Genomic DNA, 23,268 nt, shown 5'->3' with positions numbered 1-23,268 from the left:
GCCGGAGTCGCCGCGAGCCTACTGCGGCGCGCGGGGCGGGGCGCGACGAGTGGGGCACTCCGATTCTCCCGGCGCGCTCCGGGTACTTTGTCCGCCGGAACGTGACGGTCAGGAGGTGACGGATGGAGGCAACGGACGACATGCCCGTCGTCGGCACCCTCGCCGAGCTCACCGCGCTGGTGGAGCGCGAACGCGGGCTCTACGTCCGCTGGTCCCGGGGGCCGGCGATCGACCTGCACGCCGTGTCCAGCATCGACGACCTGACGGGCGTGGCCATGCCCGGCCTGTCCGCCAACCCGCTCGACGTGGAGGAGTGGTGGCGGGACCGGCCGGCGGCCCTGTGGGTGGCACGGCGGCTGTACGACTACGAGCACCTGCCCCGGGAGAAGGGCGCCGGCATCCGGCCCTGGGTGCTCAGGGGGCGCGAGGCGGGCCGCGGGCCGGACAACGAGCCGTTGGTCACCGACGTGAGTCCTCTGTGCTGGATCGCGGACGGCGTCATCGAGGAGGCGCACGCGGAAGTGGCCCGCCAGGAGAATCCCTGGGGGCCACTGCGCCGCGTCAACCGCTGACCGCCGGGCGGGGAGCCCGGGGCCGGCGCGGACGGGTAACACTCTCACCGTCACACCCGCACCGCCGGATCCCGCGCCTCACGCCCCGCGCGACGAACGGCGCGCCGCGATACGCCGCTTGAGCGCACGGCGTTCCGTCTCGCTCGTGCCGCCCCACACCCCGATGGACTGTCCGGTCTCCAGGGCCCATTCCAGGCACTGCTCCTGTACGGGGCAGCGCCGGCAGACCGCCTTGGCCTGCTCGGTCTGCATCAGGGCGGGACCGGAGGTGCCGATCGGGAAGAACAGCTCAGGGTCCTCGGTCCGGCAGGCCGCGCTGTGCCGCCAGTTGTCCATCGAAAGTCACCTGCGTCCGGAGTCGATGCGCACCCTTTTGGATGCCTTGCTTCCTTTCGAGTGACCTGTCAAGTGGCGGTCAAACAGCGCGATCCGCGGGGAAGCGGTCACTGCTCGCGCTGCCCCCACGGAGATCCGTAGGCGGTGAGCAGGTCGAGGAAGGGACGCGCGGGGAACGCCTCGGGGCCGAGCACGCCCGAGCCGGACCAGGCGCCGGTCGCCAGCAGTTCGAGGGCGATCACCGGGTTGACGGCCGTCTGCCACACCACGGCCTGGCAGCCGTACTCGCCCATCGACCACTGGTTGTCCACCACGTGGAACAGGTACACCTCGCGCGGCTTGCCGTCCTTGGTGCCCCGCACCCAGGTGCCCGCGCAGGTCTTGCCCCGCATCCGGTCGCCGAGCGTCGCCGGGTCCGGCAGGCAGGCGGCGACGACGTCCCGGGGGGAGATCCGCACGGGACCGTCGGGGCCCGGCACGGTCACCGGCTCGGTGCGGTCCAGGCCCAGCAGGTGCAGCGTGCGGAGCGTGTCCGTGAACTCGCGGCCCAGGCCGTACTTGAAGGTGACGCGGCGGGCGTCCACCCAGCGCGGCACCAGTAGCACCTCCTCGTGCTCCACGTTCACGCACTCCACCGGGCCGATGCCCTCGGGGAAGTCGAACACCTCGGGCTCGCTGAAGGGTTCGGTGGTGAACCAGCCGCGGTCCTTCTCGTAGACCACGGGCGGGTTGAGGCACTCCTCGATCGTCGTCCAGATGCTGAAGGACGGCGCGAAGTCGTAGCCGTCCACCGTGAGGTTCGCGCCGTCGCGGACACCGATCTCGTCGATCTCGTCGAAGAGTTCGTCGGCCGCGTGCCGGGCGAACACGTCCGACATCCCGGGCTCCACGCCCATGCCGACCAGAGCCAACTGCCCGGCCTCGGCCCACTCGTCGGCCTGCGCGAACTGCTCGTCGCCCAGCTTGACGCCGCACTCCTCGTAGGGCCGCTCGCCGTGCGGGCGGGACAGGGACATCGCCATGTCGACATAGGTGGCGCCGCCCGTCCGGGCCGCGCGGAACAGCGGCATCACGAACCGGGGGTCCGTCGCGTTCAGCAGCACGTCGCAGTCGTGCCGCTCGAGCAGGGCCGTCACCCGCGCCTCGTCGGCGGCGTCGACCCGCTCGGCGCGGAACCGGCCGCCGTCCGCGCCGAGCGCCGCGACCGCCGCCTCGGCCCGCGCCGGGTCGTGGTCGGCCACCACCATCAGGTCGAAGAACGGCCGCCGCGCCGCGATCCGGGTGACGGCGGTACCCACGCCGCCCGCTCCCACCAGCAGTACACGCATGACGGAGCACTCCCTTCCTTCCTCATGGATCCGTGCGGATCCGGAACGTTCTGCGGGGCCCCTGACGTGATGAAACGCCGCACGGCGACGTAAGGTCAATGGCGTTGGCATAAGGCTGGAGGGGCGGAAGGAGCGGCGATGGCCAAGCGTGTAATCCCCGAGGAGCGGCGGCGCCGCCGCAGGCCCACCAAGGGCGGTGTGGTGCTGTCGGAGCGGCTGATCGTCGAGGCGGCGCTGCGTCTGCTGCGCGAACACGGCAGCGCGGGCCTGACCGCCCGCCGCCTCGGACTCGCCCTGGACTGCGACCCGAGCACGCTCTACCGCTACTTCCGCGGCATGGACGACCTGACCCTCGCCATCGGTGACGCGCTGATCGGCCAGGCGCTCGACGGCTGGCACCCCACCAGGCGGTGGCGCCACGACCTGCGCGGCCTCGGCCTGCGCATCCACGCCGCGTACGTCTCCCACCCGCAGGCGGCCGTCCTCACCGCGAGCCGGGTCTCCGGCCGGGCCAACGAACTCGCCGCCGACGAGGCGGTCCTGGACGTCCTGCGCACCGCCGGCTTCCCGCCGGCCGACACCGTCCGCGTCTACCAGGCCTTCATCGACACCACGCTGGCGTTCGCCGCCCTCGACGCCGCGTCCCTCGCCCTGCCCGACGCCGTGCGGCGGGCCGACGAGGACATGTGGCGCTCGACCTACGCCCGGCTGCCCGCCGCCACCCACCCGTGCATCGCCGAGACCGCCCCGCTGCTCGCCGCCCGCATGGTCACCAGCGCCTACCCCACGGCGCTGGACATGCTGCTGTCGAGCGCCGAGCGGGACCTGGCGGAGCTCGGGGTCAGGGGTGCAGAGCCCGGGCCGCCGTCCGCGTGACCGCGTCGGCGACCGCCGCGAGCGCGGGGGAGTCCAGCTTCCACTGCTGCCAGTACAGGGCCGTGTCGACCTCCCGGCCCGGGGCGAACACCGTGACCCGCCCGGCCCGCAGCAGCGGCACCGCCTGCGCCTCGGGCACCATGCCCCAGCCGAGACCCGCGGCCACCGCCTCGGCGAACCCCTCCGAGGTCGGCACGTGGTGGCGCAGGGTGCTCGCCCCCGTGCGACCGCCGGTGAGCCGCCGTACGAACCCGTCCTGGAAGTCGTCCCGCCGGTCGAAGACCACAACCGGCGCCGCCGGCACCGACTCCGCGAGCGGCTCCGTCAGCAGCTCCGCCGCGAACTCCGGGTGCGCCACCGGCAGGTAGCGCATGCGCCCCAGGTACCGCACCGAGCAACCCGGCACCGGGTCGCGGGAGGAGGTCACCGCGGCCATCACCGTCCCCTCGCGCAGCAGCGCGGCCGTGTGCGACTCGTCCTCCCGGCGCAGTTCGAAGCAGAGCCGGGACCGCGCCGGCAGCCGGACCAGGGCGTCCAGGAACCAGGTGGCCAGGGAGTCCGCGTTGACCGCGACCGACACCCGGGTCGGCTCCCCGGCGCCGCTCAGCCCCAGCTCCGCGTACGCGTCCCGCTCCAGCCGGGCCACCTGGCGGGCCAGCCGCACCAGCACCTCGCCGGACTCGGTGGGCCGCACCGGCCGGGTCCGCAGCAGCAGTACCCGCCCGGTGCGCTGCTCCAGCGCCTTCACCCGCTGGCTGACCGCCGAGGGCGTCACGTGCAGTGCGGCGGCCGCCGCGTCGAACGTCCCCTCGTCCACCACCGCGAGCAGCGTCCGTACCTGGTCCAGCGGAAGATCTTCCCTCACGTCGGCTAAGGGTACGTAAGAATCCTTAGCTGTACTGCACCACCGCGTCCGGCATAGTTTCGACGCCATGACCAGCGCATTCACCACCGCCGCCGCAGGTTTCGGCACCGGACTCTCCCTGATCGTCGCCATCGGCGCACAGAACGCCTTCGTCCTGCGCCAGGGGATCCGCCGGGACGCCGTGCTCGCCGTCGTCGGCATCTGCGCCCTGTCCGACGCCCTCCTCATCGCTCTCGGCGTCGGCGGCGTGGGCGCCGTCGTGGTGGCCTGGCCCGCGGCGCTGACGGTGGTGGGCTGGATCGGCGGCGTCTTCCTCCTCGGCTACGGCGCCCTGGCCGCCCGCAGGGTGTTCCGTCCGGCCGGCGCCGGGCTGGAGGCGGGGGGCGGCGACGCGGCCGGCTCGCGCCGCCGGGCCGTCCTCACCTGCCTCGCCCTGACCTGGCTCAACCCGCACGTCTACCTCGACACCGTGTTCCTGGTCGGCTCGGTCGCCGCCGACCACGGCCCGCTGCGCTGGACCTTCGGTCTCGGGGCCGTGCTGGCCAGCCTCTGCTGGTTCGCCGCTCTGGGCTTCGGCGGCCGGCTGCTCGCCCGCTTCCTGGCCCGTCCGGCCGCCTGGCGGGTGTTGGACGGCCTGGTGGCCGCCACCATGATCGTCCTCGGTGTGACGCTCCTCCTCGGAGCCTGAGGACGCTCGCGCTCCGAGGGGTGCGATAGTGAGTCCCGGCCAATGGATGTAAGTACCAACCAGGACGGTCGTGGACACCAGCGAGAGCAGTACCGAATCCCGGGCGGACGACCAGGAGACGGGGGCGAGCGGGCCGCGCGGATGGCGCCGCTGGGCCATGGACACCCGCCCGCTGCGCCGCCCCGCCTACCGCCGGCTGTGGGTCTCCACCGTGGTGACGGCTGTCGGCAGCCAGCTCACCGCCGTCGCGGTGCCCAAACAGATCTACGACATCACCGGCTCCTCCGCCTGGGTCGGCACCGCGAGCCTCGCCGGACTGCTGCCGCTGATCGTGTTCGCCCTGTGGGGCGGGGCGATCGCCGACAGCGTGGACCGCCGCAAGCTGCTGCTGCTCACCAACAGCGGTATCGCGGTCACCTCGGTGCTGTTCTGGGCCCAGGCCTTCGTCGGCCTGGAGTCCGTCTGGACGCTGATGCTGCTGCTCGCCCTCCAGCAGGCCTTCTGGGGGCTGAACGCGCCCGCCCGCAGCGCCTCCGTCGCCCGCCTGGTCCCCGCGGACGAACTGCCCGCCGCCAACGCGCTCGGCTCCACCGTGATGCAGACCGGCCAGATCGCCGGGCCGCTGCTCGCCGGCGCCCTCATCCCCGTGATCGGGCTGGCCGAGCTGTACCTGATCGACGCCCTCGCGCTGTGCGTCACCGTCTGGGCGGTGTACCGGCTGCCCGCCCTGCCGCCGCTGACCGCCGCCAAGGCCGGGAGCGCCGGGCTGCGCGGCGTCCTGGAGGGCTTCCGCTACATATCGGGGCACGCGGTCCTGCTGCTGTCGTTCCTCGCCGACATCGTCGCCATGGTCCTCGGCATGCCCCGCGCCCTGTTCCCGCAGCTCGCCGCCGAGACGTACGCGCCCTACGGCGAGGGCTTCGCGCTGGGCCTGCTGTTCGCCGCGATCCCGCTCGGCGCGGTGCTGGGCGGCCTGTTCTCCGGCACCTTCTCCCGGGCCCGCCGGCACGGCTGGATGGTCATCGGCTCGGTGGTCGTCTGGGGCCTGGCCGTCGCCGGGTTCGGCCTGAGCGGCAGCCTCTGGATCGCGGTCGCCTTCCTCGCCCTCGCCGGGGTCGCCGACATGGTCTCCATGGTGTTCCGCGGGGCGATCCTGCTGTCCGCCGCGACCGACGAGATGCGCGGCCGCATGCAGGGCGTGTTCACCGTCGTGGTGGCGGGCGGACCCCGTCTGGCGGACGTGCTGCACGGCACCGCCGGCACCGCCTTCGGCCCCCGCACGACCGTCACGGGCGGCGGCATCCTGGTCGTCGTACTCATACTGGCCCTGGCCGTCGCGATGCCGGCGCTGCGCCGCTATCGGGCGTGAGGGGGCGGCGCGCCTGCGCGCGTCGTGTACGACAGGGCCCGCGTAGGGCCGGGGCCGGGGCTACGGGACCCCGCCGCGGGTCGCGTACTGGTGCATGAGCTGGCCTCGGGTCGACTCCAGTCGGTGTGCCAGCACCTCGGCGACGCAGCGGACCAGTGCCAGCCCCAGCGCCGTGTCCTCCTCGCACAGGCGCAGCACGGCAGCGGCGTCGAACTCGTAGGCGCGCACCGGGCTGAAGGCGACCGCGCCGAAGTCCCATTCGTAGGGCGGGAAGAGCCAGGACCAGCCCAGCAGATCGCCCGCGCCGAGGCCGGCGACGGTGACCCGCCGGACGTCGCTGAGCTCCATGTCCAGTGAGACCGCGCCGGAGCGGATCACCCAGAACCGGTCGGCGGCGCCTCCGTAGTCGAAGATGCGGGTGTCCTCCGGGAAGTACACCTCCTCGGCGAGCTCCATCAGGCGAGCGCGCTGGGGAGGGGGGAGGGCGGTCAGGATTTTGATCGGCTTGGTCATGGGGCGGGGCTCCTCGCCGGGATGCGGTCCGGGTGCTTTCCCTATGTTCATTTCAGCCGCTGCCGCCGTCCGGGGCACGTCGGGGCCGGATCCGGCCCCGACGGCGGACCGCCCGCCCGTGTCCGGGCATGAAAAAGCCCTGGCTGGACGGGGGAAGCCAGCCAGGGCCGTAAACGGTGGTGTCCGGGGGATGGGGGTCGACCCCGTCACCACGTATAAGTGAACGATAAACCATTCACCAAAGGTTCGCGTAATCGGGGGGGCGTGACGTCGTTCACCCGGAATCCCGGGCGACGACCCGCACCGTGTTCAGGTCCGGGTCCGCCGGATCCGGGAGGTACATCCCCGCGGCGAGCCCGGTCCGCAGATACCGCAACACCGGCCCGGTGAACCGCTCGCCCGGCAGCACGGCCGGGATCCCCGGCGGATACGGCGTGATCATCTCGGCCGCGACCCGCCCGGCGGCCTCCTCGACCGGCACGTCCTCGGTGGGACCGAAGAACGCGTCCCGCGGCAGCACCGCCTGCTCCATCCGCAGCTCGCCCGGCGCGGGCACCGCCACCTCCGGGCCCCCGCGCAGCTCGGGCGCCGCCCTCCCGAGAGCCCGCAGCGCCGACAGCAGCTCGCCGGTCGTCTCCCGGTCGTCGCCGTGGGTGATCTGCGCCCCGATGCGCCGGTGGTCGACCAGGTGGGCGTCCACCGCCCGGTGCTCGCGCAGCCAGTCCGCCGCCCGGTAGCCCGAGACGCCCAGCTCTTCCAGGTCGATGACGCACGGCAGCGGGTCGAAGTCGTCCGCCAGGCCCGGGCCGCAGAAGTCGTCCCGGTCGTTGACGTGCATGCCGTCGATCTCCTCGATCGCCGCCCGCACCTCGCCCGCGAGCGTCAGGGCCGACCCCATCACATCCTTGCCGCGCAGCGCCATCTGCCGCCGCCAGCCGTCCAGCCCCGCGAAGATCAGCACCGAGGGGCTGGTGGTGCCCAGCAGGTCGGCGCGCATGCCGAGCAGCGCGGGCGGCACCAGGTCGCCGCGCAGATGGAACACGGACCCCTGCTCCAGACCGCTGCCCATCTTGTGGATGCTGGTCACGCAGATGTCGGCGCCCGCGTCCATCGCCCAGGACGGCAGATCGGGGTGGAAGGGAAGGTGCGCGCCCCAGGCCTCGTCCACGATCAGCGGACGCGAGCGCCGGTGGCACACGTCGGCGATGTCCCGCAGCGCCGCGGCGGCGCCGTACGGCGTCGGGCTGGTCACCAGGGCACCGCGCGCGTCCGGATGCGCCTCGAAGGCCTGCTCGAACTCCGCCGCCGACGGGGGATGCGCCAGGTGCCGCTCGGCGTCCCACCACGGCTCCACCCAGACCGGCACGATGCCGGACAGGATCAGCCCCGACACCACCGACTTGTGCGCGTCCCGCCCGATCAGCAGCTTCTCGTGCGGGCCGGCGACCGACAGCATCGCGGCCTTGACCGACAAGGAGCTGCCGCACGTACTGAAGAAGGTGTGCTCGGCGTGCACGGCGTCGGCCATCAGCTCCTGCGCCGACTGCAGCACGCGGCCCCGGGTGAGGCGGTCGTCCAGACCTCCCGTGGCCAGCACGTCACCCAGGAACACGGAGTCCCCGAGCACCTCGCGCACCGCCGGATCCGCTCCGCGCGCCTGCTTGTGGCCCGGGGGCGTGAACCCCAGCCGTCCGCTGCGGTGGTAGTCCTCCAGGGCTTCGAGCACCGGGGCCCGGTGATGGTCGACAGTCATGCGCCGTCGGGTTCCCGACAGCCGTCGCGTCAATCAGCCACCCCGGGGAATCCGCCCCGGTGCCGCGGTCGGTGCCAATCGGTCGGTGCGGGTCCGCGTGCGTGCCGGTCGGTCAGTGCCGGTCCGCGTGCCGCCCCGGCGTCAGGATCTCGTCCAGCACGCGGAGCACCACTCCGTAGGCCACCGTGCGGACCTCGGCGTCGCGCGCCGCGCCGGGATCCTCCGGACCGCCCTCCCCACCGAGCTGCTCGCCCCGGGCCCGCCATGCCCGCTCCTCCTGCGCCGCGCAGGCACGGGCCCGCTGGATCCGCCGCAGCAGTTCGTCCGAGTCCACCACATCCGTCATGCGGCCCGGGTACCCCCGGCGGACCGTTCGCATGACAGGAGGGGCGAGAGGCGTCCAGGAGGTTTGCCTGAACCGGGACAGGTGAGCCGAAAAGGGAGGTCCGAGGCAAAAAGTCGTTGACGAACCGACCGACAGGGAGCCGCAGAATGCGCGAGGAGCAGCACGTCACCGAACCCGTTGTGCAGCCGCCCGGCACGCTCCGGGCCGAGCCGCCGTGTCCGTCCCGGCCCGCCGACGTGCGCGAGGCCGTGGTGCGGGCGGTCGCCGAACGCTGCCAGGCCACCCGTACCCCCTGTGACACCGACGCACTGGCGGACGCCCTGCTCGTCGCCTCCGAACTGACCACCAACGCGATCCTGCACGGCGGGGGAGTGACCGACTTCCAGGTCGACGTCAGCGGCCCCGGCGTCCGCCTGTCCGTCAGCGACCACAGCGACGCCCTGCCCGTGGCCGTACCGGCCGCCGACGGTGAGGGACGGCGCCGCCCCGGCGGACACGGCTGGCCCATCGTGTGCCGGCTCGCCCGCGACGTCCGGGTGTCCGACCTGCCCGCCGGCGGCAAGTGCATCACCGCCCTGGTCTCCCTCGTCTGACCCCTCTCCGGCGGGGTGCACGGGCCCCTGGCAATTTCCGCGAAGAAGCGGAGTTTGTTCTACCGGACCGGGGGCAATCGGAGGTTCGTGCTTCGGACCGGAGGCGCGCCGGCGGGACGGGCACGACCGCCGCGGGACCCCTCCGGGTGTCCCCGCGACGACCGCCCCGCGGTAGATCCCTGAAACCACCGTTCGGGAGCTGAATCCGCAATGCTCATTGACACGTCCGCTTCTCGTCCCGGTTCCTCCGGAACGGCCGCCGCCACGACCCGCCGGCGGCACGACGACGCCCCCGACACCACGACCCTCTTCTCCCGGCTGGCGTCCCTCGACGACGGACCCGAACGGGACGCGGTACGGGACGAGCTCGTCACCGCCTGGCTGCCGATGGCCCACCGGATCGCCGGCCGCTTCCGCGACCGCGGCGAGTCCATCGAGGACCTGCGCCAGGTGGCGGCCCTCGGCCTGGTGAAGGCCATCGACCGGTTCGACCCGGACCGGGGGGCCTTCGAGAGCTACGCCGTCCCCACCATCACCGGCGAGGTCAAGCGCCACTTCCGGGACCGCATGTGGGCGCTGCGCGTGCCGCGCCGGGTCCAGGAGCTCCGCAACAAGGTGCGCGTGGCGCGCCGCGAGCTCACCCAGAACCCCGGCAGCCCCGAGCCCTCCGTGGCGGACATCGCCGCCCACACCGGGCTGACCGAGGAGGAGGTGTCCGCCGGCATGGAGGCGCTGGAGAGCTTCAGCACCCTGTCGCTGGACGCCGAACTGTCCTCCGACGACGACGGCTACAGCCTCGCCGACACCCTCGGCACCTCCGACGGCTCCTACGACGTCGTGGTCGACCGTGAGTCGGCCAAGGAGGGGCTGCGGCGACTGCCGGAGCGCGAGCGGGCCATCCTCTACATGCGCTTCTTCGAGGACATGACCCAGAGCCGGATCGCCGACCGGCTGGGCATCTCCCAGATGCACGTCTCCCGGCTGATCAGCCGCAGCTGCGCCCGGGTCCGCGCCGACGTGCTGGGGCAGCGCCCCGGCCGCCGCGCCGCCCGGCCCACCGACTGAACGATCCTGTTCACACCCCCCACACCGCCCCGAAAGCGAGTAGCACCCACATGCTCAAGCCCCACCCCGCCGTGCTGCGCGGCCTCGTCGAGGAGTACGAGGCCCTGACGGCGACGCGTACCGCCCCCGTGGCGGGCACCCCCGCGCCGGACGTGCGGCTGGCCGACCTGGCCTACACCCTGTGCGTGTCGACCGGCACGCGGGAGGTACGGCAGGCGCTCGCCACGGCGCGCGCCTGGCTGGCGCCGGACGAGAGGGAATCCACCGCAACGGTCGCGCCGGCCGCAGTATGACCCGGCGCGGGAAGGGAACCCGAGGCCCATGAGCGAATCCGAGTTCACCCCGGACGACCGCCCCGTGGACGTCTACCTGGACCTGCTGCGGGTGCGCATGGACACCGAGGACTACCGGCTTCTGCTCCGCGTGGTGGAGCCGGTCCTCGAGGCCATCGACGAGCACCGCGTGTCGGGCGTCGACCTCGCGCTGGACGGCGGCGACGAGGAACTCCCGCAGGAGGTCCGCGACGAGGCCGCCCTGGTCATCGCCACAGCGGTCACCGGCCGGCTGGACAACGAGGTGGTTGAGCTCGACGTCGACGACACCGGGCCGGTCCGGGTGGTCACCGACGCGGCGACCGCCGCCGACCCCTCCCGGCTCGGCGAGATCGCCGACTTCATCCGCGACCGCCACCGCCAGAACGAGGAACTGCGGGGCATCGCCGAGGCAAGCGGCCTCCCCACCGACTTCTGACCCTCCCTCACCCCCGACGCCGGGGCCGCGACTCCCTCCGCGGCCCCGGCGCCGTCGTGCGCTCCGGGGCCAAGGGCTCGGACCTGTGTGTTCGCTGTTCCGGTTTCCCCGCGCCCGCCGAAGGGCGACGGGGACCGCACCCCCCAAGCCACCCGCGGCCCGGCGGGGGCTGGTCGCGCAGTTCCCCGCGCCCCTGAAGGGCGACGGTCGGGCCGCATCCCCAGGGGCGCGGGGAACTGCGCGGGCGACCACGACGGCGCCGCACCCGGCCAGCCACCAGCACCCTTCAGAGGGTGCCGCGCAGTCGCGCTGTGAGTTCAGGGCTGCGAGCCGTGCGTCCCAGGGCGGTGGGGGCGCTGGTTCTCGGGTGCCCCCGACGGGAGTCCGGGTGCCGCGCGCGCGGCACCCTGTTCGGTTCAGTGGTCGGGCGCCGTGATCGGGACGTCCAGGGGGCGGGCGAGGCCCACCACCGCCTCGTCCAGGCGTTCCAGGTGGCGCAGCACGCGGCCGGTGATGCGCCCGTAGCGGGCGGCGTCGTCGCCCGCCAGCAGGGACGCGATGCTCGGGCCCGTCTCCACCGGCGCGGTGACCTCGTCGTCGGCGACCCGCGCGGTGATCGTGTCGATGTTCCGCACGGTCCGCCCCGCCGCGCCCCGCAGCCGCGGATCCGCCGCGATCGACGGATGCGTCGGCAGCAGCTCGGCCGTCGCCGCCAGCGCACGCGCGTGGTACGCGCAGGTCTCCAGCAGCGCCACGACGTACCGCGCGTTGGTGCGCCGGGCCCGCAGCGGGGTGACCGGATGTGTCAGCGGCTTGGTCGCCGAGCGCAGGTCACCCAGTGCCTGGTCCAGCTCCCGCGCCTTGTCCAGCAGATCGGCCGGCACGCCGCCGCTCAGCTGCCCCACGGCCGCGTCCGTCACCTCGGACAGCCGCTCCAGCACGGTGACCAGCAGCTCGTTGGTGCGCCGGTCGGTGTGCACCGGCAGGACCAGTGCCGCCGCCACCACCCCGCAGACCGCGCCCAGCGCGGTCTCCTCCACCCGCAGCAGCAGCACCTCCCAGCTGTAGGTGTGCAGCAGGGTGTACAGCATCCCCAGCATCGCCGTGACGAAGAACGACATCAGCGTGTAGGACAGCGGTGCCGTGTAGAACATCGCGAAGATCAGCACCAGCACCAGGGCGAAGGCCGCCGCGGTGTTCCCGCCGACCAGCGCGGCCAGCATGATGCCGGCGACCACGCCGAAGACCGTGCCCAGCAGCCGCCGGTAGCCCTTGACCAGGATCTCCCCGGTGGAGGCCGTGTTGATGAAGACGATCCAGCAGGTCAGCACCGCCCAGTACCAGCGGTCCGTGGACAGCAGCTCACCGCCGATGATGGCCAGCGTGGAGCCGACGGCCACCTGCACGGCGGCGCGGGTGGTGGGCCGCTCGAGCCCTTTCGGCTTGTCGCCCTCCTCCTCCGTCTCCTCCGCGTCGATGGCGGCGTCCTCGGCGTCCAGCTCCTCCCGGGAGCGGGCCGTCGCCGGACTGTCGTCCGACTCGTCCTGCGGACCGTCCAGGGCGATGCGCAGCCCCATGACGGCCCGCGCCGCCTCGCCGATCCCGCGGAACACGTCCCGTACGGCCGCCGATCCGGCGGGCAGATTCTCCTCGTCCCGGTAGCCGAGCAGACGGTTACGGACCTGGGCCACGCCGGTGCCGGACGGCCCGTACCGCAGCACCACCGTGCTCAGCGCCAGCAGATCGCGGCGCAGCAGCGCGGTCGCCTCCTCCGGGCCCGGCATCCGGCCGACCTCCGGCGCGGGGGCGCCGGGCAGGTGCAGCGTCAGCGTGTCCGCCCGTTCCGCGCTGCGGGCGGACAGCAGCAGCAGCCCGAGCCGCTCGGCGGCGATCTCCGCGTCGGCGATGCGGCGCTGCACCAGCCGCGCGGTCGGTTCGTCGGGGGTGCCCGCCTCCAGCCGGCTCTGGATCATCAGGGCCGTCTCGTGCAGCCGGGCGGTGCCGTCCCGCACCTCCTCCAGCGCCTTGTCGACCTCGTCGGGACCGGCGTCGAGCAGCGCCAGCTGCGCCGTCACCAGCCGGGCCATCCGAGCCCGGAACGCCTCGCGCAGCCGCTGCAGCAGCCCGGTGGGCGTCACCGGTACGACGGCGAAGCGCACGGTCGCACTGGACGCGAAGCCGATCGCCATCACCGCCCACAGCCCCGGGAGCTGCCCGGGGGTGGCGCCCACGAACAGCGACACGAAGTACATCTGGAAGCCGATGAGGCCGAGCGACATCCCGCGGTCGCCGAACCGGCGGCCGTAGACGGCGCAGAAGATCAGGGCGACGGCGAAGACGTCACCGATCCACACGCGTTCGCTGAGGAGCGCGCCCGCGGACACCGACGCCAGCGCCACCGGCAGCCCGACGGCGAGCGTGACGGCCTGGGCACGGCGCTCCCGCTCCCGGATCGCGAAGGTGGCGGCCATCGACGTCATCGCGCCCGCCACCATGTGGGTGATGTCGAGGCCGGCCGGGGCGAGCACGGCCAGGGTCAGCGCGATCGCCCCCACCGTCCGCAGCCCGGCCGTCAGCCGCAGCAGCCCGGGGTCGGACGCCGCCAGGTGGTCGCGCACCCGTGTGCCCACCGAGCGTCCCGCCGCCTTCACGCCCGCGCACTCTCCCCCGTCGTCCCTGTTCCCTGCGTCCGACCGGGCCGCTGCGGCCCGGTCACCGAGCCGACCGGCCCGCTTCCGCGACGTGCGCCCGCACCTGCTCCGGTGTCAGGTAGGCGTCCAGGTACTCGAAGTCGCGCAGGTTCCCCGGCCGGTGCGCCTGGAAACCGGTGCGCACGAAGTCGTCACCGGCCACCGCGTTCAACAGCCAGTTGGTCATCACACGGGTCTTGGCGACCCCGGTGCGCAGCGCGGACCAGTGGTAGCCGCGGGCCACCACCTGGGCGGGCAGGCCGTGCAGCTCGTAGCCGAGCGGCTTGGACACCGCGTCGGCGCCGCCGAGGTCCACCACGAGCCCCAGGTCCTGGTGCACGTACGGGCGGGTCGGCCGGCCCCGCAGCGTGGCGATGACGTTCTCCGCGACGTGCCGGCCCTGCCGCAGCGCGTGCTGCGCGGTCGGCGGGCACACGGCGTCGTCGCCCTTGGCCAGGTCCGGCACCGCGGCGGAGTCGCCGAGCGCGAAGACCCCGTCGTGGCCGGGCAGCCGCATGTCCGCGTTGACCGCGAGCCGCCCGCGTACGGTCTCCGCGTCGAGCGTGGCGATCAGCGGGCTGGCCACCACCCCGGCGGTCCAGATCAGTGTGCGGGTGGGCACGACCCGGCCGTCGGTGAAGGTGACCTCCTCCGCGCCGGCCTTCGCGATGGACACGCCCAGCGAGATCTCGATGCCGCGCCGGGTGAGGATCTCCTGGGCGCTGCGCCCGAGCTTCTCGCCCAGCTCGGGCATGAGCTTGGGCGCGATGTCGATCAGGTGCCATTTGATCAGGCCCGGGTCCAGACGCGGGTAGCGCTTCACGGCGGCGTGCGTCAGCCGCTGCAGGCAGGCCGCGGTCTCGGTGCCCGCGTAGCCGCCGCCGACGACCACGAACTGCAGCCGCGAGGCGCGCTCCTGGGGGTCCAGGCAGGCGTCGGCCAGGTCGAGCTGGGAGATCACGTGGTCGCGCAGGTAGGCGGCCTCGGCGAGCGACTTCAGCCCGAAGGCGTGGTCGGCCAGGCCGGGGATGTCGAACGTGCGGGTGACGCTGCCGGGCGCGAGCACGATGTAGTCGTACGGCTCGTCGACCATGTCGCCGTTGATGGTCCGGATGACGCACACCTTGGCCTTGAGGTCCACGCCGATCGCGCCGCCCGGGATGATCCGGGTGCGGTACTTCGAGCTGCGCCGCAGGGAGATCGCGACCGAGTGCGGGGTCAGGACCCCGGAGGCGACCTGGGGGAGCAGCGGCAGGTACAGCTGGTAGGACATCGGCGTCACCAGCGTCAGTTCCGCCTCGTCCGGGGCGAGCCTGCGCTCCAGCCGCCGCACGCACTCCACACCGGCGAAACCGGCGCCCACCACGAGGATCCTGGGTCGTGTCACGATGTCCATCCCTTCGTGCGGCTTCAGGCGGTCCGCCTCGAACGTCGATGCCTGACGCGTGCCCCTGTTCAGCTCCACGATGCCCGCCCCCGCGCCGAACCGCACCGGGAAGCCCCCACACCGGGCGACGCCCCCATCCCCCCGATCAGCGGCGCACACCCCCACCGGTCCGCCGCCCCCCTGGTCCCGTCGCCGCGAGCGGCGGCACCGCCCCGCGCCCGCCTACCGCTTGCCTGCGCCGCGCCGCGCCCCGCCCGCGCCCCGCCCGCGCCGCGCCCCGCCCGCGCCGCGCCTACGCCGCACCCCGTGCCTGTGCCCGCCTGAGCCGCGCACCGACCGCGCGCCGCGCACCGACCGCGCGCCGCGCACCGTGCCCGCGCCACGCGCCGCGCCCCGGCACCCGCCGGCGGCTACGCCCGGACCTGCCGCCCTTGCCGGGCGCGCCCGCTCATCCGCTTCGGCGCCGCGTTCGTCGCGGCCAGTAAAGAGGGCTTGGCCGCAGGCCGTCCGCCGGCGGGCTGTCCCGGCCGCAGGTGTGCCCGGGTCTGGACGCGTGTTCGCGCGGCTCGGCGGTGCGTCGACCCCGTCGCCGCCGGGGGCACGAGCACCGAGGGCCGGTCGCGGGGACTTACGGGGCCGCCCCGGACGGACGGGGCTCAGGCGCGGAGATGGCAGAGAAGCAGGCAGACGTCGTCGTCGCGTTCGCTGTCGCTGAGAAGGGGGTGGAGGACGCGGTCCGCCGCCTCCTCCAGGTCCGTGTCCAGCTCCGCGCGGTCGAACGACGCCAGGGCCGCTCCCAGGCGTTCGATGCCCGGGTCTATGCCCTGCGAGCGCCGCTCGACCAGCCCGTCCGTGTAGAGGGCCAGCGTCGAGCCGGGCGTCAGCCGCTCGGTGTGGTCCGCGATGTCCTGGCTCAGCGGGATGCCGAGCATGGCGCCCGGCTTGGCGTCCAGGGTCCGCACGTCACCGTCCGGCAGCCGCAGCACCGGCGGCGGGTGGCCCGCCGCGGCCCACGTCAGCGTCTGGTCGTCCGGGTGGAAGCGGGCTATGACAGCCGTGGCGAACAGGTCCGGCTGGAGGTGGCGCAGATAGCCGTGCAGCCGGGTCAGCAGCCGCCCCGGGCTGTCGCCGTCGACGGCGTAGGCACGCAGCGCTGTGCGCAGCTGGCTCATCATCACCGCCGCGTGCAGCCCGTGCCCGGTGACGTCGCCGATGACGGTGACCAGGCTGCCGTCCCGCTGCTGGAAGGCGTCGTACCAGTCGCCGCCGATGTTCAGACCGCGCGTGGCGGGCAGGTAGCGCGCGGCCAGGCCCACACCGGGCGTCGACGGCAGCTCCGTCAGCAGGGCGCGCTGCAGCGTCTCGGCGATGTCCCGGTTGTGCTCGAAGCGGCGGGCGTTGTCCAGGGCGATCCCGGCCCGGCGGGCCAGCTCGATCAGCATGACGGCGTCGTCCGGGTCCCAGCGTTCGCCCTGCGGCGACAGCGTCAGCACCCCGAGCGGCGCGCGGCGCGGCGTCAGCAGCGGCACGCACAGCAGCGGCCGGTCGGGCGCCAGGGCCGACGGCGGCCGGTCCTCCACACCCGGGAGGTTGCCGGGGTGGTCGGCGGCGTACTGCGGGCGCCCGGTGCGGGCCGCCTGCACGGCGGCGCCCGGGTGGTCGGCGGGCAGCGGCCGTCCGTCCTCGTGGTCGAACAGCCAGACGTCCACGCCGTCGGCGTACCGCGGCACCAGCAGTTCCGGCAGCCGGCGCAGGATCTCGTCGTGGTTCAGCGACGCGGTCAGCTCGGCGCTGGCGTCCGCGAGGAACGTCAGCCGCCGCCGCGCGTTCTCCGCCTCGGTGCGCGCCCGGCGCTCCGCGGCGAACGCCTCCCGCTGCGCCCTCCCGGCCGCGTCCAGCTCGGCGTGCAGCGCCAGGACGCCCTGGTTGGTCTGGTGCAGCTCCTCCCGGTGGAAGGCGACCAGCCCCTCCTGCTCGGCCAGTTCGTCCAGCACCACCGAGGTGTCCTCGTCGGCGCCCAGCAGCCCCTCGGACAGCGCGGCCGGCCCGTCCGGCACCGGGCAGGGGCCGGACACCCGGCCCGGGTCGGGGCAGGGCACGCCCGTCGTCCACGGGGTGCGCTCCTCGGCGGCCCCGTCCGGGGCCGGTACGACCACGACGTGCAGCTCACCGGGCCCGGCGTCCCCGCCGGTCGTCTCCAGGGTGAGCGACCAGGTGCCGCCCTTGGTGAGGCACTGGCGCAGCTGTCCGCCGACGGCCGTGGCCAGCCGGGTCCGTTCGACCGTGGGCACGCCGCAGGCCGCGGCCAGCCGCGCCACGGCGATGCGGGCGCGGGCCGCGTCGGTGACGGTCGTGATCCGCCAGGCACGCGTCATGAAGGAGCCTCCGGTACGGGGGCGAGTACGGCGACGGCGGTGTCGTCCCGCACCGGGCGCGCGGCACTGCCCGCGTCCCGCACCGCCACGGCGGCCGTCACGGCCGGGTCGGCCGGGGGCACCCCGGTGTCCGGGGGCGGTGTCCAGCGGCCCGGCAGTCCGTCCGTGTGCAGGATCAGCAGGCTCTCCGGGGTCCAGGCGACCTCGTCCTCGCGCACCGTACGCGGCCGGTGCGCGCCGACGATGCCGGGCCGGGACAGCAGGGTGCGCCAGCGCCCGTCCTCCCGCAGCCGTGCCGTCACGTTGCCGATGCCGGCGAACCGCAGCCGGCCGGTCCAGGTGTCCAGCTGGGCGACGGCGACGGCCGCGCCCCGGGTGCCACGGAGCGCGGTGTGCAGCCGCTGCAGCAGTTCGGCGGGCGGGAGCCGGGCGCCGTGTCGCAGCTCCTCGACGGCGGCGGTGGAGGCGCGGGCGGCCTCCGCGCCGTGGCCCAGCCCGTCCGCCAGCAGCAGCGTCACCCGGTCTCCGGAGCGCACCCAGGACCAGGCGTCCCCTGACAGCTCCGCGCCCGCGAAGGGCACGTTGACGCCGCCGGCGTGCACGCCGAGGGACCGCGCGGGGTCCTCCTCGGGGACGAGTCCGGCCGTGGCGGGGCCGATACGGGCCACGGCGACGGTGCCGCGGCCGGGCACGCTGTGCAGTCCGAACGCGTCGGAGAGCCGCCGGCACGTCCCGAGGCCCGCGCCGAGCGAGTCGCTGGTCGTGAAGCCGTCCTTCAGCGCGCCGGGCACGTCGGCGATGCCCGGCCCGTGATCCAGGGCGGTGATCTGCACGGCCTGCCCCGGCCGTCCCTCCGGCAGCACCGCCGGGTCGACCACGTCGACGACGACCTCGCCCGCCTGTGCGTGCTTGAGCAGGTTGGTGGCGAGCTCGGTCGCCACCAGCGCGCACGCGGCCCGGCGCTGTTCGTCCAGCCCGGCCCGCGTGGCGGCCTGCTCCGCCGCGACCCGTACGTCACGCACCCGGGTCGCGTCGTGCACCGGCACGTGCCACACCCGCGGCATCACCCACCTCCGCGCGGACGGGCCGGCCGGGTGACCCATGAGGTGACCCGCACGGTGGTTCCCGAGCCCGGGGTGCTGTCGACCTCGAAGTCGTGCACCAGGCGCCGGGACCCGCCGAGTCCCATGCCCAGTCCGTCGCCGGAGGTGTAGCCGTCGCTGAGCGCCCGGTCGAGATCGGGGATCCCGGGGCCCTCGTCGGAGAAGGCGAGCCGCAGCCCGGCCGTCCCGTCGGCGGCGGTGACGCGCGAGGTCTCCAGGACGCCGCCCCCACCGTGCACCAGGGTGTTGCGGGCCAGCTCGCTCGCGGCCGTCACCAGTTTCGTCTGGTCGACCAGTCCGAAGCCGACCAGGGTGGCGGCCTGACGCACGTGCTGGCGCACCCACGCGAGGTCCATGTCCGACCGGATGGGCAGCCGCGCCTCGACGTCCGAGGCGGTGTCCATCACGGTCTCCCCTCGCCGCCGTGGGGCCGGTTCGCGACGATCGGCTGCGCGAGCAGCTCCAGTGCCGCCTCGGTGGTCAGCGCGGTGCGCAGCTCCGGGAACGTCAGACCCAGCTCCACCAGCGTGATGGCCACGGCGGGACGCATGCCCGCCACCACGGTCCGCGCGGCCAGCAACTCGGTCTGCGCCGCCGTCTCGGCCAGCACCCGGCCGAGGAAGGAGTCGACGATCTCCACCCCGGAGATGTCGATCACCACGCCGGTGACCCGGCTGGCGGCGATCGTCTCGGCGAGGTCCTGCTGGAGCTGGGACGCCATGCTGTCGTGCAGGTCGCCTTGGAGGGTGACCAGCAGTACGTCCCCGAGCCGGAGCACCGGAACGTGTCCCGCGACCGGGCGGGCGAAGTGCTCGTTCACCGCCGGACCGCACCCTCGGCCGGGGCGTTCACGATGTTCGCGCCCAGCTCGTGCAGGCAGTACCCGAGCGCGTCGGCGAGGCTCGCCCGGGTCTTGACCGTGCCGAGGTCCAGCCCCAGGTGCACGATGGTCTGCGCGATCGCCGGCCGGATGCCGGAGACCACGCACTCCGCGCCCATCAGCCGGGCGGCGGCGACCGTCTTCATCAGGTGCTGGGCGACCAGCGAGTCGACGGTCGGCACCCCGGTGATGTCGAGGATCGCGAACCGGGCGTGCTGGTCGACGACCGCGTTGAGCAGCGTCTCCATCACCACCTGGCTGCGGGCGCTGTCCAGTGTCCCGATGAGCGGGACCGCGACGATCCCGTCCCAGAGCTTGATCACCGGTGTCGCCACCTCCAGCAGCTGCAGCCGCTGGCGGTCGATCAGGGCCTGGTTCTCGCTGAGCGCGGTCTGCATCGTCACCAGCCGCAGTGTGCCCATCAGCACGCTCAGGGCGGTCGCGCACTCCCGCCGCCACTCGGGGTCGCGCGGCTCCAGGTCGGCCACCAGCAGGTTCTCCACCGGCGGCAGCAGCGCGGCCAGCTCGCTGGACACCTGGGTGGTGGACAGCCCCGCGCGGGAGCGGGCCGCCCCCATGCGCGCGAGCTGCTCGCGGACCCCGGTGAAGCCCGCGGCGTCCGGGTCCTCGATCCGCTGCGCGTCGGCCACCTGGGCGAGCGCGTCCACGATCACCCGGCCCGCGTCCACCGCCTCGTCGCGCGAGACGGTGAACACCGTGCGGAACAGGGGCTCGTCCGCCCATCGCTGGGCGATCTGCTCCCGCAGCCGCCGCAGGAAGTCACCGACCTCCCGAGCGGGGGTTCCGTGGGTCGCGTCCGCTTCGTGCTCCGGCACCTGTCTGCTCTCCTCCTCGTCGTACACATACGCCCGGACCCGTGCCGGGACCGGGCGGGGCGGTCCCGCTCAGGCCTCGGGCCCGGCCGGGGCCTCGGGCGCGTCGACGCGCTCCAGCGCCTCGTCGACGCTCGCCGAGACGGGCACGGTGATGCTGACGCCCGTCAGGTCGAGAATCCGGCGCACGGCCGGGGTGGGGGAGATGATGTGGACGCTCCCCGGAAGCTCCCGCGCCTCCTGGTACACGCGCAGGATGATGTTCATACCTGAGGAGTCCATGAAGGGGACCGCCGACAGATCCAGCAGGAAGTGCCGGCGGCCGTGGTGCAGCTGGTTGGCCAGATGGTGCTGGAACTCGGTCGCCGTGTCGACGTCCAAGTAGCCCTCCACCGTCAGAAGGGCCACATCCTCACGCGGGAGTGTCACCTCTACGGACAACGGGTCCTGGGCAATGGGCACGAGTACCTCCAACAGGTGATCAAGCTCTTCGTCGCGCAGCCGCGCGTACCCCCGAATCGCCCTCTCATGCCTACGTCCCTCCGATCGCCCGTCCGAGTGACCTACCCCACCCGGATTCCCACGATGCAGGTGTCGTCGTCGGTGTCCGACCGGCTGTACGTGAGCAGCCGGTCCAGCCGCTGGTCGAGCGAGCCCGGCACCGTCGCCGCGGTGCTGAGGAGGTGCGTCAGCGACTCCTCCACCGAGCGGTCCCGGCGCTCGATCAACCCGTCCGTGTACATCAGGAGGTTGTCCTCGGCGGCGAGCTGCACCTCCGACTCCTCGTACTGCGCCTCCGGCACCGCGCCCAGCAGCAGGCCCCGCACCACCGGCAGCGGCGCCGCCTCGGAGCCGCGCACCAGCACCGGCGGCAGATGGCCGGCCCGCGCCCACCGCAGCGTGCGGGTGGCAGGGTCGTACAGGCCGCAGACCGCCGTGGCCGTCACCCCGCCGGTCAGATGGTGCGCCACGATGTTCAGCCACGACAGCAGCTGCCCCGGGCCCGCGCCGGTGACCGCGAGCCCGCGCAGCGCGTTGCGCAGCACCACCATGCTGGTGGCCGCCTCGATGCCGTGGCCGGCGACGTCGCCGACGCACAGCAGCACCAGCCGGGACGGCAGCACCACCGCGTCGTACCAGTCGCCGCCCACCAGCTGCTCCGCCTCCGCCGGCCGGTAGCGCACCGCCACGTCCAGGTCGGGGATCTGCAACGGCGCCTGGGTGGGCGGCATGATCGCGCGCTGCAGCTGTAGCGCCAGCCGGTCGCGCTCGCTCGCGTGCTGCTCGGTGTGGGCGAGCTGGTCGCGGGTCGCCGCCAGCGCCACCTCGGTCCAGTGCTGCGAGGAGATGTCCTGGTAGGCGCCCCGTATGGTCAGCAGCCGGCCGTCGGTGTCCAGCACCGGCTCGGCGACCACCCGGATGTGCCGGGTCACCCCGTCCGGGCGCTGCAGCCGGAAGGCCGCCGACGCCGGACGCCGGTGGTGCAGCACCGTGCGCAGAAAACGGCCGATGGCGACGGCGTCGTCCGGGTGGGCGTGCGCCGGCAGGTCCTCCAGCGGCACCGGCGGACTGGTCTCCGGACGCCCGTACAGGTCGAACAGCTGGCCGTTCCAGGTGATCTCCCCGGTCAGCAGGTTCTCCTCGAACCCGCCGATCCGGCCGAGCCGCTGCGCGTGCTGCAGCAGGCTCGCCAGCCGGGCCGTCTCGTCCTCGATCCGCCAGATGAACAGGATCCCCGCGCCGTGCCGGCTGACGCTGATGTCCGCCATCGCCGACAGCGGCACCTGGTCGACCAGCGCGGTCAGATGCATGCGCCGGGCCCGGAACGGCTCACCCGTGGCGTACACCCGCTCGATCCGCTGGAACAGCTCGCTCTCCCCGGCGGCCATCGGGTACGCCTCCAGCAGGAGCGCGCCGCTGACCATGCCGCGCGGCCGGCCCGCCGGGTCCAGGAAACGGCTGTTGACGTGCTGGATGCGGAAGTCGAGCAGGTTCCCCGACTCGTCCAGGTACGGCACGAGCACCAGGGCCGGGTCGTACAGCCCGTCGGCCAGGTCCATCAGCTCCGCGGCGTCCGGCAGCACCCGCGGCGGCCGGCTGGGGTCGTCCGGCACGGTGAACGTCTCCAGGGTGTGCGCGCACAGCTCGGCCAGCGCCTCCACCTGCCGCACGATCTGCGGCGGCTGCTGCGGCAGGGGCGCGGGCCAGACGATCTCCAGCACCCCGTACACCCGCCCTCCGGTGCCGGCGGGCACGGCGGCCCGGCCGCCGTCCGGGTGGTGGTGCCGCCCGACGCTGGGCAGCCCCCGCTCGGACAGCGACTCGATCCACAGGCCGTCGCGCTCGGCCAGGCCGTACCGCGCGACCGTCGCCACGTCCGGCGGCACGTAGTACCAGCGCGCCGCCTCGGCGGGGGAGAAACCGGCACTGCCCGCCAGGGTCAGCGACCCGTCGGCACCGGCCGCCCAGATCGCCACGGCCACCGCGCCCAGCGGACGCAGCGCCTGCTCCAGCAGCGACTCGGCCACCGCCTGGGTGTCGTCGGCGGCGAGCGCGCCGCTCTCCGCCGCCCGCAGCCGTACGGCCGCCAGGTCCGCCTCGCCGGCCGCCCGGGTGGCGGCCAGGAAGGCGTCGGTCACCTCGGACATCCGGTCCCGGGCAGCCTGGTTGATCACCTCGACCGCGAACTCCAGCGGGTTCGTCCCGGCCTGCTCGGTCAGCTCGGCGAGCTGCCGTGCGGCCTGCGCGGGCCCGCACCCCAGGCGTTCGACGAGGATGCCCTTGGCGAGTTCGATCAGCGCCCGCCCCTCGGCCTCCGCCTGCGCGGCCCGCACCTCACGGCTGAGCCGGTCCACGGTGGCCGCCAGCCGGCCCACGGGGGAGTCCGCGGTCACGCCGGCGGGGCCCGCCGACGGCCGCCGCAGCTCCATCTCCGTCTCCTCGGGC

23 protein-coding genes are annotated in these 23,268 nt (G+C 74.0%); 8 read left to right on the top strand and 15 right to left on the bottom strand.

The annotated features are described in order from the left end of the window. Positions 1-122 precede the first annotated feature (122 nt). Entirely contained in the window at positions 123-572 is a 450-nt protein-coding gene (locus B100_RS0118560; RefSeq protein ID WP_024885932.1) for a DUF6098 family protein, read from the top strand. 78 nt (positions 573-650) lie between these two features. Here the strand turns inward: B100_RS0118560 and B100_RS0118555 are convergent, their stop codons facing one another. Further along, positions 651-908 (bottom strand): WhiB family transcriptional regulator, encoded by a 258-nt coding sequence (locus tag B100_RS0118555; RefSeq protein ID WP_024885931.1) that lies wholly within the window; start codon positions 906-908, stop codon positions 651-653. A 107-nt stretch (positions 909-1,015) separates the two neighbouring features. Continuing rightward, positions 1,016-2,236: a saccharopine dehydrogenase C-terminal domain-containing protein gene (locus B100_RS0118550; protein WP_024885930.1), complete on the bottom strand. Its 1,221-nt coding sequence runs from the start codon at positions 2,234-2,236 to the stop codon at positions 1,016-1,018. Between the two features lie 138 nt (positions 2,237-2,374). Here B100_RS0118550 and B100_RS0118545 point away from each other — a divergent pair, with 138 nt between their 5' ends. Beyond that, positions 2,375-3,112: a TetR family transcriptional regulator gene (locus B100_RS0118545; RefSeq protein WP_024885929.1), complete on the top strand. Its 738-nt coding sequence runs from the start codon at positions 2,375-2,377 to the stop codon at positions 3,110-3,112. Here B100_RS0118545 and B100_RS0118540 read toward each other — a convergent pair. Beyond that, on the bottom strand, positions 3,078-3,977 hold the full coding sequence (locus tag B100_RS0118540; RefSeq protein ID WP_024885928.1) for a LysR family transcriptional regulator ArgP: 900 nt from the start codon (positions 3,975-3,977) through the stop codon (positions 3,078-3,080). The genes B100_RS0118545 and B100_RS0118540 overlap by 35 nt on opposite strands. A gap of 67 nt (positions 3,978-4,044) precedes the next feature. Between B100_RS0118540 and B100_RS0118535 the strand changes: the two genes are divergently transcribed. Together B100_RS0118535 and B100_RS0118530 are read left to right on the top strand one after the other, a co-directional pair. Further along, complete coding sequence (locus tag B100_RS0118535) at positions 4,045-4,665, top strand: LysE family transporter (RefSeq protein WP_024885927.1); 621 nt, start codon at positions 4,045-4,047, stop codon at positions 4,663-4,665. Positions 4,666-4,735: 70 nt separating this feature from the next. Continuing rightward, on the top strand, positions 4,736-6,034 hold the full coding sequence (locus tag B100_RS0118530) for an MFS transporter (RefSeq protein ID WP_024885926.1): 1,299 nt from the start codon (positions 4,736-4,738) through the stop codon (positions 6,032-6,034). Between the two features lie 60 nt (positions 6,035-6,094). Here B100_RS0118530 and B100_RS0118525 read toward each other — a convergent pair whose 3' ends face one another. The 3 genes from B100_RS0118525 to B100_RS0118515 form a co-directional block, all read right to left on the bottom strand. Continuing rightward, positions 6,095-6,547, bottom strand: coding sequence for a cyclic nucleotide-binding domain-containing protein (locus B100_RS0118525; protein WP_024885925.1), 453 nt, complete (start codon positions 6,545-6,547; stop codon positions 6,095-6,097). A 274-nt stretch (positions 6,548-6,821) separates the two neighbouring features. Further along, the gene (locus B100_RS0118520; RefSeq protein WP_024885924.1) at positions 6,822-8,300 is read right to left on the bottom strand and encodes an Orn/Lys/Arg family decarboxylase; all 1,479 of its coding nucleotides are present in this window, start codon (positions 8,298-8,300) and stop codon (positions 6,822-6,824) included. A gap of 112 nt (positions 8,301-8,412) precedes the next feature. Continuing rightward, on the bottom strand, positions 8,413-8,646 hold the full coding sequence (locus tag B100_RS0118515) for a hypothetical protein (RefSeq protein ID WP_024885923.1): 234 nt from the start codon (positions 8,644-8,646) through the stop codon (positions 8,413-8,415). A 146-nt stretch (positions 8,647-8,792) separates the two neighbouring features. Between B100_RS0118515 and B100_RS0118510 the strand changes: the two genes are divergently transcribed. From B100_RS0118510 to B100_RS0118495, 4 genes are all read left to right on the top strand, one after another. Then, positions 8,793-9,239 (top strand): ATP-binding protein, encoded by a 447-nt coding sequence (locus B100_RS0118510; protein WP_024885922.1) that lies wholly within the window; start codon positions 8,793-8,795, stop codon positions 9,237-9,239. Between the two features lie 210 nt (positions 9,240-9,449). Further along, on the top strand, positions 9,450-10,304 hold the full coding sequence (locus B100_RS0118505; RefSeq protein ID WP_024885921.1) for a SigB/SigF/SigG family RNA polymerase sigma factor: 855 nt from the start codon (positions 9,450-9,452) through the stop codon (positions 10,302-10,304). A 50-nt stretch (positions 10,305-10,354) separates the two neighbouring features. Continuing rightward, positions 10,355-10,597 carry a DUF5133 domain-containing protein gene (locus tag B100_RS0118500; RefSeq protein WP_024885920.1) on the top strand — a complete coding sequence of 81 codons (243 nt, stop codon included), beginning with the start codon at positions 10,355-10,357 and terminating at the stop codon, positions 10,595-10,597. Between the two features lie 28 nt (positions 10,598-10,625). After that, positions 10,626-11,054, top strand: coding sequence for a hypothetical protein (locus tag B100_RS0118495; RefSeq protein ID WP_024885919.1), 429 nt, complete (start codon positions 10,626-10,628; stop codon positions 11,052-11,054). Positions 11,055-11,470: 416 nt separating this feature from the next. Here B100_RS0118495 and B100_RS0118490 read toward each other — a convergent pair whose 3' ends face one another. From B100_RS0118490 to B100_RS0118450, 9 genes are all read right to left on the bottom strand, one after another. Further along, complete coding sequence (locus tag B100_RS0118490) at positions 11,471-13,705, bottom strand: FUSC family protein (protein WP_024885918.1); 2,235 nt, start codon at positions 13,703-13,705, stop codon at positions 11,471-11,473. Between the two features lie 61 nt (positions 13,706-13,766). After that, positions 13,767-15,140 (bottom strand): NAD(P)/FAD-dependent oxidoreductase, encoded by a 1,374-nt coding sequence (locus tag B100_RS0118485; RefSeq protein WP_024885917.1) that lies wholly within the window; start codon positions 15,138-15,140, stop codon positions 13,767-13,769. Between the two features lie 647 nt (positions 15,141-15,787). Further along, a complete protein-coding gene (locus tag B100_RS0118480; RefSeq protein ID WP_024885916.1) occupies positions 15,788-17,506 on the bottom strand; it encodes a SpoIIE family protein phosphatase in 1,719 nt (572 codons plus the stop codon). Further along, positions 17,503-18,570 carry an ATP-binding SpoIIE family protein phosphatase gene (locus tag B100_RS0118475; protein WP_024885915.1) on the bottom strand — a complete coding sequence of 356 codons (1,068 nt, stop codon included), beginning with the start codon at positions 18,568-18,570 and terminating at the stop codon, positions 17,503-17,505. The genes B100_RS0118480 and B100_RS0118475 overlap by 4 nt, the downstream gene beginning before the upstream one ends. Then, on the bottom strand, positions 18,570-19,013 hold the full coding sequence (locus tag B100_RS0118470) for an anti-sigma regulatory factor (protein WP_024885914.1): 444 nt from the start codon (positions 19,011-19,013) through the stop codon (positions 18,570-18,572). The genes B100_RS0118475 and B100_RS0118470 overlap by 1 nt, the downstream gene beginning before the upstream one ends. Continuing rightward, positions 19,013-19,429 carry an STAS domain-containing protein gene (locus tag B100_RS0118465; RefSeq protein ID WP_024885913.1) on the bottom strand — a complete coding sequence of 139 codons (417 nt, stop codon included), beginning with the start codon at positions 19,427-19,429 and terminating at the stop codon, positions 19,013-19,015. The genes B100_RS0118470 and B100_RS0118465 overlap by 1 nt, the downstream gene beginning before the upstream one ends. After that, positions 19,426-20,325: an STAS domain-containing protein gene (locus B100_RS0118460; protein WP_024885912.1), complete on the bottom strand. Its 900-nt coding sequence runs from the start codon at positions 20,323-20,325 to the stop codon at positions 19,426-19,428. The genes B100_RS0118465 and B100_RS0118460 overlap by 4 nt, the downstream gene beginning before the upstream one ends. A gap of 69 nt (positions 20,326-20,394) precedes the next feature. Continuing rightward, entirely contained in the window at positions 20,395-20,784 is a 390-nt protein-coding gene (locus B100_RS0118455; RefSeq protein WP_024885911.1) for an STAS domain-containing protein, read from the bottom strand. A gap of 101 nt (positions 20,785-20,885) precedes the next feature. Continuing rightward, complete coding sequence (locus tag B100_RS0118450) at positions 20,886-23,252, bottom strand: SpoIIE family protein phosphatase (RefSeq protein WP_037723082.1); 2,367 nt, start codon at positions 23,250-23,252, stop codon at positions 20,886-20,888. Positions 23,253-23,268: the final 16 nt, after the last annotated feature.

It is taken from the genome of Streptomyces sp. CNH189, from assembly GCF_000527195.1.
The sequence above is the reverse complement of the archived record's forward strand: the minus strand, read 5'-3'. Positions and strand labels throughout refer to the sequence as shown.